Genomic DNA, 13,829 nt, shown 5'->3' on the forward strand with positions numbered 1-13,829 from the left:
AGGGACTGGCACCGAAGCCGTTGGTCTCGGCTTTCTTTGATTTTCTGATCGGTGACCGCGGTGCTGCAATCGCCGTTGGGTGCCACGGGTTGGACTCAACCCGTGAAGGATCGCCTGGGTTTTTGGCTCACGGCTTGTGTACAACTTGTTGCACCCAGCGATCATGGCGTGTCCGCGGTCTTGTCTTGTCCAGCCCATCTCCGAAAGGGCTCGGGGAACGTCCTCCGACCGGGCGTTCGTCAATGGACTACGAAAGGCGCTTCGCCCACGCCTGGGCCGCCAGTTCGCTCGCTTCGGCCACCACCTCAGCCAAGTCGGACTGGTACAGCCATGAGCAACTGAAACTATTCAATTCGACCAGCCAGAGCCGACCGTCCGACTCGCAGATATCCAGCATAAAGATCGGGTCGGGTCGCCAGCGCACTTCCGCGAGCATGGCCTCGGCGAATTCGCGGACCTCACCGGGGGAACCCGGAGCAATGCCGCGTGCCCCCTCCACGGCATATTGACTGGCCCCGATCACGCGATCCCCCGACACGATCAATCGCCACTCCCGGGCGATCGGCCTGGGTGCCGCGATGACGACGAGGGTCGTTGGGTCGTACCGGGAGGGGGCCAGTGCGCTGGCGAAAGAATCCTTCGTGGCACACCGGCCTACGAATAGCTTGTGACACCCCGTCGGGCGGACGAACAAGGCGCCATCCCTCCCAAAGGCCGAGAACAACCAGGCGCTCTGACGAGTCGCCTCGATGCCGGGCATGATGGCATAGTTCTGACTGAGGAGAAATTTGCCGAAATAAGCATAATACGTGGCGCAATCCAGGTTCTCCGGACTGCACCAGGCCCCGGGGAGCCAACGACGATGCAACTGGATCTGCCGCGCGAAGGGTAGGTCCCATATCCGATGACGCAGTCCTCTGGGCCGAGCGGCCGTCCCTCGACGACGACCTCGGAGCCCTTTTTCAGCGCCCGATGCGGCACGAAATCGGCCGTCATCCCCTGCCGGCGGATCTCGGCCTGCAAGGGCTCGACCTCGGCCCCGTAGACGCCGGCCTCGATCAACCAAACCGGACGCATCTCATACCCCTCTTCGAATCTGAGAAACGACACCCCGGAGCAAGGGGATCCGCAACCCTCTTGATCCCCCGGCGTCGTGAGCTTGGTCGGATATTCAAGGATACATCAGCGAGACGACGACGCCAGCTTGCGAAGCCTCCTCAACTCCTCAAGGGAGTCAACGCTCGCAAGGTTCATGATGAGCCGGGCAGAGGCCCAATCAGAGATTCTCGCTTGTCGGGTCGCCCACTCAACAGATCGGCCTTGGGGTTCCGATAGCTGCGGATGGCGGATCTGTGATAAAAATGCGGGCGACGTGCCGATTTCCGAGGCCGAAGACATCCGCCGCAACTTCAACGAGCCGTGGAGGCAGGGTCGGAGGTTCCACTCGCTCCGGCGATCGCGGGGTGGTGGTCCCCCTTACCCGACGGGGAGTGTCGATCACGGGTCTCAAAAAACGCGATAGTGGGGGCCGATTCCGTCTTGGTGGGCGGGACCAGACGCACGGAACGGTGAGTGAGAGGGACGGACCATCCATGGCAACGATCGAGAGCCTGTTTGAACGGGCGAAGCTGGCCCACCAGGAGGGCCGGGTGGCTCAGGCAGAGCTGGCCTACCGGCAGGTTCTTCAGGCCGAGCCTTCGCATGTCCCGGCCTGGTATCTGCTGGGTGTGGCCTGCCACGGACTCGGCAACCTGACCGAGGCGCGGGGGGCGTTCCAGCAGACGCTCCGGCTCCAGCCCGATCATGTCGACGCCCAGAATCAGCTCGGGATCGTCTGGGCCCAGGCCGGATCGCTCGAGGACGCGGTTCGCTGCTTTCGACTCGCGGTTCAGCTCCAACCCAACTCGCTCGACGCGTATAAAAACCTGGCCGTCACGTTCGAACGCCTGGGACGACTCGACGAGGCGATCGCCTGCGATCACCGGGTGGTCGAGCTCAAGCCCGACCTCGCGGACGCCCATCGCCACCTGGGTGTACTCCTGCGGAAGCAAGGGCGGTGGGACGAAGCGATCCGTTCGCTCCAGCGGGTCCTCCAGATCAAGCCCGAGATTCCCGAGACCCTCAATGACCTCGGCCTCCTCCTCGAAATGACCGGCCAGTTCGACGAGGCCGTCGCGCAGTACCAGGCCGCCATTCGGCTCCGCCCCGAATTCCCAGGCGCCTACAGCAACATGAGCGTGGTGCTCAAGCAAATGGGGAGACTCGACGAGGCGGTCACGAGCGGCCGGGAAGCCGTTCGGCTCGATCCGAGCTTCGCCGGGGCGCACAACAACCTCGGGGTCATCCTCGAGAAGAAGGGGACGTGGGATGAGGCCATCACCTGCTTCCACGCAGCCCTCCGGCTCGATCCCCGGTTCGTCGAGGCCTACTACAACCTGGGAAGCGTGCTCTCGCGTTTGGGGCGATTCGAGGAATCCGAATCCCAGTGTCGGCAAGCGATCACCCTCGCCCCCGACTCGCCGGAGGCCCACCACAACCTCGCGTTTGCGCTCAGCGAGCGGGGACGGCTCACCGAGGCTGAGGCGAACTACCGCCGCGCGATCGAGCTCAAACCGGAGTTCGTCGATCCTTACGTCAACCTGACGAGCGTCCTCGGCAAGTTCGGCAAGCTCGATGAGGCTGAGGCGTGCAGTCGCGAGGCGGTCCGGCTCGACCCGAACCGGACCGAGGCCCTCGTCAACCTCGGCTTCGTCCTCATCGAGAAAGGGCATATCGCCGAGGCATTGGCGGCTTACCGCGAGGCCGAGCGGGTTGATCCCAACTCCCGGCCGGTGCAAAGCAGCTATCTCTACGGCCTGAACTACGACCCCGAGGCCGATCCCGAAACCCTACTCGCGGAACACCGCCGCTGGGGCTTGCGCCAGCAGGAGGACGCCCCGACGATCGAACTGAGCTCGGCTCACGACCGAGCGCGAGATCGTCCGCTCCGGGTCGGCTACGTCTCGGCCGACTTCCGGGTCCACCCGGTGGCCTATTTCCTCAGACACGTCCTCAGGCACCACGATCGCCGCCAGGTCGAACCGATCGGTTACTCCGAAGTCACCGCCCCCGACGCCATGACCGCGGAGCTCGAGTCGCTCTCGGACGCCTGGAGACCGATCTACGGCATGAATGACGAACAAGTGGCCGAATTGATCCAGCGCGATCGGCTCGACATCCTGGTGGATCTCTCCGGCCACACCGCACGCCACCGGATGGGCCTGTTTGCCCATAAGCCGGCGCCGATTCAGGTCACCTATCTCGGCTACCCGAACACCACCGGCCTCGCCACAATCGACTACTTGCTCACGGATGCCATCGCCGACCCGCCCGACGATCCAACCTGGTCGAGCGAGATCCCGTATCACCTGCCCGACGTCTTCTGTTGCTACTCTCCGCCGGAGGAAGCCCCCGAAGTCAATCCGCTCCCGGCACTCCAGGCTCAAGGCGTCACGTTCGGGTCGCTTCATAAACTCCCGAAGCTGAATTCGCGAGTCCTCGAACTCTGGGCCGAACTGCTCAGGTCGATTCCGACCGCACGACTCCTGCTCTATCGCAATAACCTACGAGGGCAACGCAAGGAAGAAATCGAAGCCTTCTTCCGGGCGCAAGGGATCACCGCGGACCGGCTCGAACTCCGGAACATCGTCGAGGGGGGAGGCAACCACTACCAGATCTATCAGGATATCGACATCTCGCTCGATGTCTTTCCCTGGAGCGGACACACGACCGCCTGTGAGTCGGTCTGGATGGGCGTGCCGATCGTCACCCTTCGAGGCAATCGCCACGCGGGGCGCATGACGGCCAGCGTCTTGACCTGCCTCGGCCTGAACGACTGGATCGCGGAAACCCCTCAGCAGTATCTCGACATCGCCCAGCGATTCGCAAGCGATCGCACCCATCTGGCCGAGCTTCGGCGCACGATGCGCACCAGGATGAACTGTTCGCCCATGGGCGACGGCCAGACCTGGACGAAAAACCTCGAAAATGCCTACCGTACGATGTGGCACCAATGGATCGACAAAAACAAATAGATTTCAACATGCATTTTCACAAACACACACACAGACCCTGGACGCCACGAATCGTACCCAATCCGTAAGCCCAAATCCCAGGCCTCTGCTCACGGGTTGAGGACAACCTGTTCTGTTGCCAGGGCCACCCCTCTTTCCTCGCCTTGTGCACAACGCGAGCGAAAATCGCTGTCGAAGCGAGGACAAAGATGGAGGGCCATGCCCACCCAACACGACGGGCCGGCCGGGCTTCTGAAAGCGCTCGGCCGGCCCGACATGAAACTCAATCGGCGGACCACTCATGCGTTCCGGCCTGGTCGTTCCGTCATCCCATCAAATGTGGACGGATGCTCCCAGCCCCTGGGCCGCCGCTTCCATCACGGCTTCGGAGTAGGTCGGGTGGGGGTGCATGGCCTGGATGATCTCTTCCTCGGTCGCCTCGAGCTTCTTGGCCATGACGAGCTCGGCGATCAACTCGGTCGCTTGCGAACCGAGCAGGTGAGCGCCCAGCAGTTCGCCGTACTTGGCGTCGAAGATGAGCTTGACGAAGCCTTCGGTCTCGTCGGACGCGACGGCACGACCGCTGGCGAAGAACGGGAACCGGCCGACCCGGACTTCGTGCCCCGCTTCGCGCGCGGCCTTCTCGGTCAGGCCGACGCTCGCGACGCCGGGATCGGTGTAGGTGCAGCCCGGGACATTCGTGTAGTCGACCGTGTGATCGGCATGGCCGCAGAGCCGCTCGATGCAGCAGATCGCCTCATGGTGCGCAACGTGGGCCAACCAGGGGGGGCCGATGATGTCGCCCACCGCGTAGATGCCTTTGACGTTGGTCTGGTAGCCGTTCTTGGGGTCGACCTTGATGTGGTTCTTGAAGAGCTCGACCTTCAGGCTGTCGGCAAACAGATTCTCGACATTGCCGAGCACGCCGATCGAGACGAGCATCGTCTCGGCCTCGATGACTTGCTTGCCCTTGGGTGTCTCGACCTCGACCTTGACGCCGTTGGCGGTCTTCTCGACCTTGCCGGTCTTCGAGCTGGTGTGGATCGTCAAGCCACGCTTGGTCAGGCTTTCGCGGAGGCCCTGAGAGACCTCTTCGTCCTCGCCCGGCAAGATTCGATCCAACAGTTCGACAACCGTCACCTGGGTGCCGATCGCGTTGTAGAAGTAACCGAACTCGAGGCCGATCGGGCCGGCGCCGATGATGAGCATCGACTTGGGCTGCTTGGGCAGGCTCATCGCCTCTTTGTACGAGAGGATCGTCTTGCCGTCGAACTCGGCCCCGGGCAGGGGACGAGGCCGCACGCCGGTCGAGACCACGATCGACTCGGCCGTGATCTTCTCGTCGCCGACCTGCACCGTGTTGGGCGCGATCACCTTGGCGGTGCCCAGCTTGGACGCCACCTTATATTTACGGAACAGGCCTTCAATACCTTTGTTCAGCTTGCTGGCAACGCCGCGACTGCGCGCGATCATCTGCGAGAAGTCCCAGGTGGCCTCCCCACTGTAACCGAACGTCTTGCCGTGGTTCTTGATGAGGTCGACGAGGTGAGCGTTGGTCAGCAACGCCTTGGTCGGGATACAGCCCCAGTTGAGGCAGATCCCCCCCAGCTTGTCGCGTTCCACGCAAAGGACCCGCTTCTTGAGCTGCGCGGCACGAATCGCTGCCGCATAGCCCGCCGGACCGCCACCGATCACCACAATGTCGTAGTCGTATGCCATGAAAACCTTCGAGGGAAAACGAGCGGCTCCCGATCATGCGTGTGAGCCACGCCATTCTCCCCGAAGGGAAACGACGTGGCTCGCGCGCCCGACTGAGATCGATCTGGGCCTTAGAGGAGCATCGACGCTGGTTCTTCGAGGAAACCCTTCAGAGTCCGGAGGAACTCGGCGGCCAAGGCACCATCGACGGCGCGGTGGTCGGCAGTGAGGGTCACGGTCATCACCGTGCCAATCACCAGCGAATCCCCCTGAACGACGGGCCTCTTCTCGGCGGCCCCGACGGCGAGAATGGCGACTTCGGGAAGATTCAAGATGGCGTCGAACTGACGGACGCCATACATCCCGAGGTTGCTGATCGTGAACGTCCCGCCACTCATCTGCTCGGGTGAGAGCTTGTTGCTCCGAGCTGCCTGCACGAGTGCGTCGCTACCGAGCCGGACTTCGCGGAGACCGAGCGTGTCGGCATTGCGAAGCACGGGAACGATCAGGCCCCCATCGAGCGCGACGGCGATCCCAACGTTGACCTCGCCGTGGCGGACGATCGCGTCGGGCTCGTACGAGGCGTTGACGCCGGGGTGACGGCGGAGGGCCAGGGCGACCCCCTTGGTGACGAAGTCGCCCAGAGAGAGCTTGATCTTCTCGGGAGCGAGCTGCTTGTTCAATTGCTCGCGGACCGCCACGAGGGCGTCGGCCCGGATATCCACGGTCACGTGAATTTCGGGAGCGACCTTTTTGGCCTCGACCATGCGCTGGGCGATCGTCTTGCGCATCCTCGTGTGAGGAATCCGCTCGGCGGCGTGCGTCTGGGTCGGTGCGGCCAACCGCGCCGTGGGCGAGGCGGCTGAACCACGTGACTTGAGGAAGAGCTCCACGTCATTCCGAACCACCCGGCCGCCGGGTCCGCTCCCGGGAACGCTCCCGAGGTCGACCTGCGAGGCCGCCGCGATCTTCCGCGCCAGCGGACTCGACTTGATCCGGCCGCCTTGGCTTGCGCTGCCCTGAGCCGCCACGGTCACGGCCTCGGTCGCTTCGTGCGCGTCCTGGCCATTGCTGCCCGCGCCATTCGTCGCGGGTTGGGGCTTGGAGGCAGCACCGGCGGCCTTCTTGCCCACCAGGCCCGCCGCGACCTGCTTGGCGTCTTCTCCCTTGCGGGCGAGGACCAGGACCCGATCGCCGAGCTGAATCTCGTCGCCGACGGCGTAGTCGAGGTGTGCGACGATCCCGTCGTCGAACGCCTTCATCGGCATGGTGGCCTTGTCGGTCTCGATGTCGGCCAGAAGATCACCTTCTTTGACCTGGTCGCCGACCTTGACCAGCCACTGGCTGAGGACCCCGCTCTCCATCGTGGGGCTGAGCTTGGGCATCGTCACTTCGATGGGCACAGGATGATCTCCCCGGCTGTCGCCGTCGTCGCATTCCTAGAGTCAATGGGCGAGATCGATCGCTTCGCCCCAGATTTGGATCGATACGGCTCGGGCCTGCTTGGTGAAACAGGCCCGCCGCAATAGTCGTATTATGGGGTGCGGTTCAAGGAGGGGCCGAGTTCTCGGCCGCGATGGGCGGCCGAGAACCGGTCGAGTCACTTCTTGTAGAGCACGTCGTTCACCGAATCCACGATCCGCGCAACCGTTGGCAGCATCGACGCTTCGAGCGCTCGGTTGTAGGGGATGGGTGCGTCTTTCGTGAAGACGCGGCGGATCGGGGCGTCCAATTCGTCGAAGGCGACCTGCATGATCCGGTCGGAAATTCCCGCACCCAGGCCGCAGTAGGGCCAATCTTCCTCGACGATCACGGCGCGGTGGGTCTTGAGGACCGAGCCGAGCAGCGTGTCCATGTCGAGCGGGCGGATCGTCCGAAGGTCGATCACTTCGGCGTCGATCCCGTCCTCGGCCAGCTTCTCGGCGGCCGCGAGGGTCGTCTTGAGCGACCGGGAATAGGTGATCAAGGTCACGTCCGAGCCCGGACGCTTGATATCGGCCTTCCCGATCGGGACCAAGTGCTCGCCGTCGGGCACCTCTCCCTTGTCGCCGTAGAGGTTTTCATGCTCGATGAAGACGACCGGGTCGTCCGACCGGATCGCACTCTTGAGCAGCCCCTTGGCGTCGGCGGGAGTGGCCGGCAAGATCACGGTGAGCCCGGGGACCTGGGCGTACCAGGCCTCGAGCCGGTGCGAGTGGGTGGCCGCCAGGCAGCCGGCCATGCCCGAGCTCCCGCGGAACACGATCGGCACGGCGAACTGGCCACCGCTCATGTAGCGCATGTTGGCGGCGTTGTTGACGATCTGGTCGATCGCCACCAGGCTGAAGCTGAACGTCATGAACTCGATGATCGGCCGGAGACCGACCATCGCGGCCCCGATCCCGATCCCGGAGAACCCCCCCTCCGAGATCGGCGCGTCCACAATCCGGCGGGCCCCGAACTTCTTGAGCATGCCCTGGCTGACCTTGTACGCACCGTCGTACTGGGCGACCTCTTCTCCCATCAGGAAGACGCGGTCGTCCCGCTCCATTTCCTCGGTCATCGCCTGGTTCAGGGCTTCGCGATAGGCAAGAACGGACATGGTCACTCCTGAGGGATGAACGGGGCCACGGTCACGTCCTGATACAGCGCGTCGGCCGTCGGCTCTTCACTCTGCTCGGCGAACTCGATGCTCGCCTCGATCTCGTGCTTGATTTCCTCGGCGAACCGCTCGATCGTCTCGTCGTCGATCCAGCCGCGATCCTTGAGCACGGCCTGGTAGACGAGAATCGGATCGTTGCGGTGGGCCTCGTCGAGTTCTTCTTTGAGCCGATACTTGGCCGGGTCGCTAATCGAGTGGCCTTTATAACGGTAGGTCTGCGCGTCGATGAACGTCGGCCCCTCGCCCGCCCGGGCGCGGTTGACGGCATTGAGGGTGGTCTTGGCCATCAACTCGATGTCGTTGCCGTTGATCGAGATCCCGGGGATCCCGTAAGCGGTTCCGCCCCGGATCGTCAGGTCGGTTACCGCCGACGAGCGCTCCAGCGACGTCCCCATCGCGTAGCCGTTGTTCTCGACGATATAGATGACGGGGAGCTTCCACATGGCGGCCATGTTGAGCGCTTCGTGGAAGGCCCCTTGATTGATGGCACCGTCGCCAAAGTAGCAAAGGGCCACCTGATCGGTGCCCCGATACTGGGCCGCGAAGGCAAACCCGGCGGCCAGCGGGACGTGGCTGCCGACGATCGCGTGGCCGCCCATGAAGCCCTTCTCGGCGTCGAAGAAGTGCATCGAGCCGCCCTTGCCGCGTGAGCAGCCCGTGGCCTTGCCGAGCAATTCGGCCATCGCCGCGTTGGCCGTCATCCCGCGCGCCAGGGCATGGCCGTGATCGCGGTACGCGGTGATGATGTAATCATCCTCGCGGAGCACCCCGATCGAACCGACGGCCACCGGCTCCTGGCCGCTGTATTGGTGGAAGAAGCCACCGATCTTCTGCCTCTGGTACATCATCTCCGCCCGTTCCTCGAACCGGCGGATCGTCATCATCTGCCGCAGCCAACCAAGCGCCTGGTTTCGGCTGACCACGGGCTTGGTTTCGGTCTGCAACTGGGACATGTCGTACGACTCCTGATTGGATCGGAGGCCGGGCGGTTGCCGTGGAACATCGCGAATCGGCGTGGCAACGCGAGGCGGTATCGACTCGACGCCGGGATCGAGGGGGTTTGGGGACCACCCCGTGGTTGGGGGCGCGGCTCGCCAACCACGAAGCGCCGCCTCCTTGACCAACCTGGCGAGCACTGCGAACATCCGTGCCCTCTCAACTGTCCGCGGAGAGGTGGATCGCTAGAAAGACTTCGACCGAATCATCTTACCTAAAAGGCGGTATTTTGTTCCAGGCAGGGCCGGAAAACTTTCGGGGGGGTCGGAAGGGATTGCGCCTTAAAGGAGGATCGACCTTCAGGTTAAGTGAGGTCGAGTCCCTCTCTCGAGCGTGCGATTCCCGCTCCGACGAGACCCGACTTTTTCGGCCGGGCCAAGTCGGCGAAGGCTCAACCAAGCGAAATCGCTCCCTGCAATCAGGGAGCGACCCACGATCAGGTTCAGCTCGCGGCCGGAACTTCCTCGCGGCCCGACAGCAACTGTCGGAGCACGTAAGGGAGGATCCCGCCGTGTTCATAGTAGCGGATCTCTTGGGGCGTGTCGATCCGGACCGTGGCGGTGAAGTGGTGGGTTTGGCCGTCGGCCCGTTGCGCCACGACTTTCACCTCGCGACCATTGGCAAAGCCGTTGGCGATTCCCTCGGCGAGCCCCTCGATCGCGAAGATCTCTTCCCCGGTCAGGCCGAGACTCTCCACGTTGTCCCCCGCGCCGAATTGAAGCGGGAGAATGCCCATGCCGACCAGGTTCGAGCGATGGATCCGCTCGTAGCTCTCGGCGATCACGACCCGGACCCCGAGCAGCTTCGGCCCCTTGGCCGCCCAGTCGCGCGACGACCCTGAGCCGTACTCCTTGCCCGCCAGGATGACCAAGGGAACGCCCGCGGCCTCGTAACGTTCCGACGCTTCGAAGATCGAGGTCACGTCGCCATCGGGCAGGTAGCGGGTGAAGCCCCCTTCAGTCCCGGGCGCGAGCTTGTTCTTCAGGCGGACGTTGGCGAACGTCCCGCGGACCATGACCTCGTGGTTGCCGCGTCGCGAGCCGTACGAGTTGAAGTCGGCGACGTGCACGCCGTGCTCCATCAGGTACTTCCCCGCCGGGCTCTGCACCTTGATCGAGCCGGCCGGCGAGATGTGGTCGGTCGTGATGCTATCGCCGAGCACGGCCAACGCCCGTGCGCCCTTGATCTCGGTGATCGGGGCCGGCTGGTCGGGCATGCCGACGAAGTAAGGGGGATTCTTAACGTAGGTGGAGTTGTCGTCCCACTCGTAAAGGTCCCCTTGGGGAATCGGCAGCGAGTTCCACTGCGCGTCGCCCTGGAAGACCTCGCCGTACTGCTTGCGGAACATCTCGGAGCGGACCGACTTGAGGATCGTGTCCTGGACCTCGCGTTGGGTCGGCCAGATATCCTTCAGGTAGACCGGCTTGCCGTGCTGGTCATCGCCGAGCGGCTCGGTCGCCAGGTCGATGTCCATCGTGCCGGCCAGGGCGTAGGCCACGACCAAGGGGGGAGAGGCGAGATAGTTGGCGCGGACTTCCGAGTTGATCCGCCCCTCGAAGTTGCGGTTACCCGACAGGACGGCCGCCGTGACGAGGTCATCGTCATGGATCGCCTTGGAGATTTCCAGCGAGAGCGGCCCCGAGTTGCCGATGCAGGTCGTGCAGCCGTAGCCGACGAGGTTGAACCGGAGTTTATCGAGGTAGACGTCGAGCCCGGCGTCGTGAAGGTAGTCGGTCACGACCTTGGAACCGGGAGCGAGGCTCGCCTTGACCCATGGCTTGGTCGAAAGATGCCGTTCGACGGCCTTCTTGGCAAGCAGACCGGCCGCTACCATGACTGACGGATTCGACGTATTCGTGCAACTCGTGATCGCCGCGATCACGACCGAGCCGTTCGTGATGTAGCCCGAGCGGAGCGGACTGTACGCCGCCGCCGGGGCCGTCGGGTCCTCGACGCCGACCGCGGTGCCGCCCCCGCCTTCACCTTCGAGCCGGGTCTCACTCTTGTGTTCGGGGCTCAGCGAAGCGCCGGCCTTGGCCTTGGACGAGGCGGGCCGACTCTCGAGCATCTGGTTGAGCGCGGTCTGCCAACCGGCCTTCGCGGACCGCAAGGGCACGCGGTCCTGCGGGCGCTTGGGACCGGCCAGGCTGGGTTCGACGGTCGAGAGGTCGAGCTCGAGCGTATCGGAGTAGACCGCCTCGGGAGTCCCCGGCTCGTGGAAGAGCCCTTGTTCCCGACAGTAAGTCTCGACGAGCCGGATGAGCGGAGCGGGACGGCCGGAGAGCTCGAGGTAGCGGAGCGTCTCGGCGTCGACCGGGAAGATCCCGCAGGTCGCCCCGTACTCGGGGGCCATGTTGGCGATGGTCGCCCGGTCGGCCAGAGGCAGATTGGCCAGGCCAGCGCCGTAGTATTCCACGAACTTGCCGACCACCCCCTTGCGGCGGAGCATCTCGGTCACGGTCAGGACGAGGTCGGTCGCGGTCGCCCCTTCGGGGAGCGTCCCGGTGAACTTGAAGCCGATGACCTGGGGCACGAGCATCGAAACCGGCTGGCCGAGCATCGCCGCCTCGGCCTCGATCCCGCCGACGCCCCAGCCAAGGACGCCCAGGCCGTTGATCATGGTAGTGTGCGAGTCGGTACCGACCAGCGTGTCGGGATAGGTGAGCGCTGCGCCGGCCGTCTCGGTATTGTCGACGTCGTCGGAGCTGAAGACGACGCGAGCGAGGTACTCGACGTTGACCTGGTGGACGATGCCGGTGTCGGGGGGAACCACGCGGAAGTTCTTGAACCCATTCTGACCCCAGCGGAGGAACGCGTACCGCTCACGGTTCCGCTGGAATTCGAGCTCGGCGTTGGTCAGGAACGCGCGAGGGGTTCCGGCCTCGTCGACTTGCACCGAGTGGTCGATGACGAGTTCCACGGGCTGGAGCGGGTTGATCTTCCTGGGATCGCCCCCCATGCGCTTCATGGCGTCGCGCATCGCGGCGAGGTCGACGACGGCCGGGACGCCGGTGAAATCTTGGAGTAGAACGCGGCTCGGCCGGAACGCGATCTCGCGGGACGGGATCGCCTTGGGATCCCACTTCGCCAACGACTCGATGTCTTCCGCGGTGACCGTGGTGCCGTCTTCGTTGCGTAGAAGGTTTTCCAGGAGGATCTTCAAAGAGAAAGGCAGGTGTGACACATCAAGACCGGCCGCCTTGAGGGCGCCGAGCTTGTACATCCGGAACGAGTGGTCATCCACCTTGAACGTGGTGAGAGAATTGAAGCTGTTGGGCATCTTGAATTCAACCTTGGTCCGAAGTTCTCAACGGTGGCCGCGCGGGGGACATCGCGACCACCCTCTTCTCTTTTTTCTATCATCTCGTTACGGAGAGCCGGTTTCAACCTGACGCTGGCGGCCCCTCGACTCAGGCGGTCAAGGGGCCCCTCCCCGTCCAATCAGCCCACGAACTGGACGTCGAGCCCGGCCGGAATCAGCCCCGCCTCGGCCGCGCGCGCGAGCAAGGTGCGAACGGCCTCACGGCCCTTCGGTCCGTAGTCGACGGTCCAGTCATTGACGTACATCCCGACGAACCGGTCGGCCAGGGCCGGGTCGAGATCGCGTGCGTACTGAAGGGCGTACTCGAGGGCCTCCGGGCGATGCTCGAGGGCGTAAACGATGCTCTCCTTGAGGAGCCTGGCAATCGTCACGACGAGCTCGTCACCCAGGTCTTTCCGAACGACGTTGCCTCCGAGGGGAAGGGGCAGGCCGGTCTCCTCGAACCACCACTGCCCCAGGTCGACCACCTTGTGGAGTCCGCGATCGCCGTAATAGAGCTGGCCTTCGTGAATGATCAAGCCGGCGTCGACCCGGCCCTCGGCCACGGCCGGCAGGATCTGGTCGAACGGCATGACCGTGACCGCGACGTCCTTGCCGAGCAGGAGCTGGAGCGTCAGGTAGGCTGTGGTCAGCCGCCCTGGGATCGCGATCGTCTTGGTGCGGAGGTCGTCGAGGGTGGCCGGCTCGCGGGTGATCACGGTCGGGCCGTAGCGGTCCCCCATGCTCGAACCCGACGCCAGCAGGGCGTAGCGATCGGCCAGATGCGCGAACGCGTGAATGCTCACGGCAGAAACTTCGAGCTCACCGTTCAAGGCGCGTCGGTTCAGGGTCTCGATGTCTTCGAGCTGGTGGACGAAGTGCAGCCCTTCGGTATCGAGCTTGTCCTGAGTCAGTGCATAAAACATGAACGCGTCATCCGAGTCGGGGCTGTGTCCTACCCGAATCGTGCGGCCGGCGTCGAGGTTCATAGCGGTGGCTGCTTTCCCTGTGAGTGGAGTTCAACGATCGGCTCTGGGTCGGTGATTGGGATTCACCCTCGAGGCCGGCCGTGAAAACCGAAGACTCCCGCCGGTCGATCGCCTGGAGGCGGTCCGTCCAGAGTCTGGAAGAAAGAAAAAAA

At 64.0% G+C, this 13,829-nt stretch carries 8 protein-coding genes; 1 reads left to right on the forward strand and 7 read right to left on the reverse strand.

The genetic code is table 11. From position 1 onward, the window contains the following. Positions 1–247 precede the first annotated feature (247 nt). Positions 248–868, reverse strand: a complete 621-nt coding sequence (locus tag BUS42_RS12925; protein WP_074307265.1) for an ATP-grasp domain-containing protein — start codon at positions 866–868, stop codon at positions 248–250. Between the two features lie 724 nt (positions 869–1,592). Here BUS42_RS12925 and BUS42_RS12930 point away from each other — a divergent pair. Beyond that, positions 1,593–4,073, forward strand: a complete 2,481-nt coding sequence (locus BUS42_RS12930; protein WP_074307266.1) for a tetratricopeptide repeat protein — start codon at positions 1,593–1,595, stop codon at positions 4,071–4,073. A 312-nt stretch (positions 4,074–4,385) separates the two neighbouring features. Here the strand turns inward: BUS42_RS12930 and lpdA are convergent, their stop codons facing one another. From lpdA to BUS42_RS12960, 6 genes are all read right to left on the reverse strand, one after another. Further along, a complete protein-coding gene (lpdA, locus tag BUS42_RS12935; RefSeq protein ID WP_074307267.1) occupies positions 4,386–5,771 on the reverse strand; it encodes a dihydrolipoyl dehydrogenase in 1,386 nt (461 codons plus the stop codon). A gap of 110 nt (positions 5,772–5,881) precedes the next feature. Beyond that, positions 5,882–7,153, reverse strand: a complete 1,272-nt coding sequence (locus tag BUS42_RS12940) for a dihydrolipoamide acetyltransferase family protein (protein ID WP_074307268.1) — start codon at positions 7,151–7,153, stop codon at positions 5,882–5,884. 197 nt (positions 7,154–7,350) lie between these two features. Further along, on the reverse strand, positions 7,351–8,331 hold the full coding sequence (locus BUS42_RS12945) for a pyruvate dehydrogenase complex E1 component subunit beta (protein WP_074307269.1): 981 nt from the start codon (positions 8,329–8,331) through the stop codon (positions 7,351–7,353). Between the two features lie 2 nt (positions 8,332–8,333). Continuing rightward, positions 8,334–9,344 carry a pyruvate dehydrogenase (acetyl-transferring) E1 component subunit alpha gene (gene pdhA, locus BUS42_RS12950; RefSeq protein ID WP_074311007.1) on the reverse strand — a complete coding sequence of 337 codons (1,011 nt, stop codon included), beginning with the start codon at positions 9,342–9,344 and terminating at the stop codon, positions 8,334–8,336. A gap of 485 nt (positions 9,345–9,829) precedes the next feature. After that, positions 9,830–12,667 carry an aconitate hydratase AcnA gene (gene acnA, locus BUS42_RS12955; protein WP_074307270.1) on the reverse strand — a complete coding sequence of 946 codons (2,838 nt, stop codon included), beginning with the start codon at positions 12,665–12,667 and terminating at the stop codon, positions 9,830–9,832. 161 nt (positions 12,668–12,828) lie between these two features. Next, positions 12,829–13,677, reverse strand: coding sequence for a menaquinone biosynthesis family protein (locus BUS42_RS12960; protein WP_074307271.1), 849 nt, complete (start codon positions 13,675–13,677; stop codon positions 12,829–12,831). Between the last annotated feature and the right edge of the window lie 152 nt (positions 13,678–13,829).

It is taken from the genome of Singulisphaera sp. GP187 (assembly GCF_900129635.1).
In the GTDB taxonomy this organism is placed as follows: Bacteria; Planctomycetota; Planctomycetia; order Isosphaerales; family Isosphaeraceae; genus Singulisphaera.

What these genes read in the sequence shown, in the direction of transcription:
- BUS42_RS12930 (WP_074307266.1), top strand. Translation starts at nt 1,593, where the DNA reads ATGGCAACGATCGAGAGCCTGTTTGAACGGGCGAAGCTGGCCCACCAG.
- acnA (WP_074307270.1), bottom strand. Translation starts at nt 12,667, where the DNA reads ATGCCCAACAGCTTCAATTCTCTCACCACGTTCAAGGTGGATGACCAC.
- lpdA (WP_074307267.1), bottom strand. Translation starts at nt 5,771, where the DNA reads ATGGCATACGACTACGACATTGTGGTGATCGGTGGCGGTCCGGCGGGC.
- pdhA (WP_074311007.1), bottom strand. Translation starts at nt 9,344, where the DNA reads ATGTCCCAGTTGCAGACCGAAACCAAGCCCGTGGTCAGCCGAAACCAG.
- BUS42_RS12960 (WP_074307271.1), bottom strand. Translation starts at nt 13,677, where the DNA reads ATGAACCTCGACGCCGGCCGCACGATTCGGGTAGGACACAGCCCCGAC.
- BUS42_RS12945 (WP_074307269.1), bottom strand. Translation starts at nt 8,331, where the DNA reads ATGTCCGTTCTTGCCTATCGCGAAGCCCTGAACCAGGCGATGACCGAG.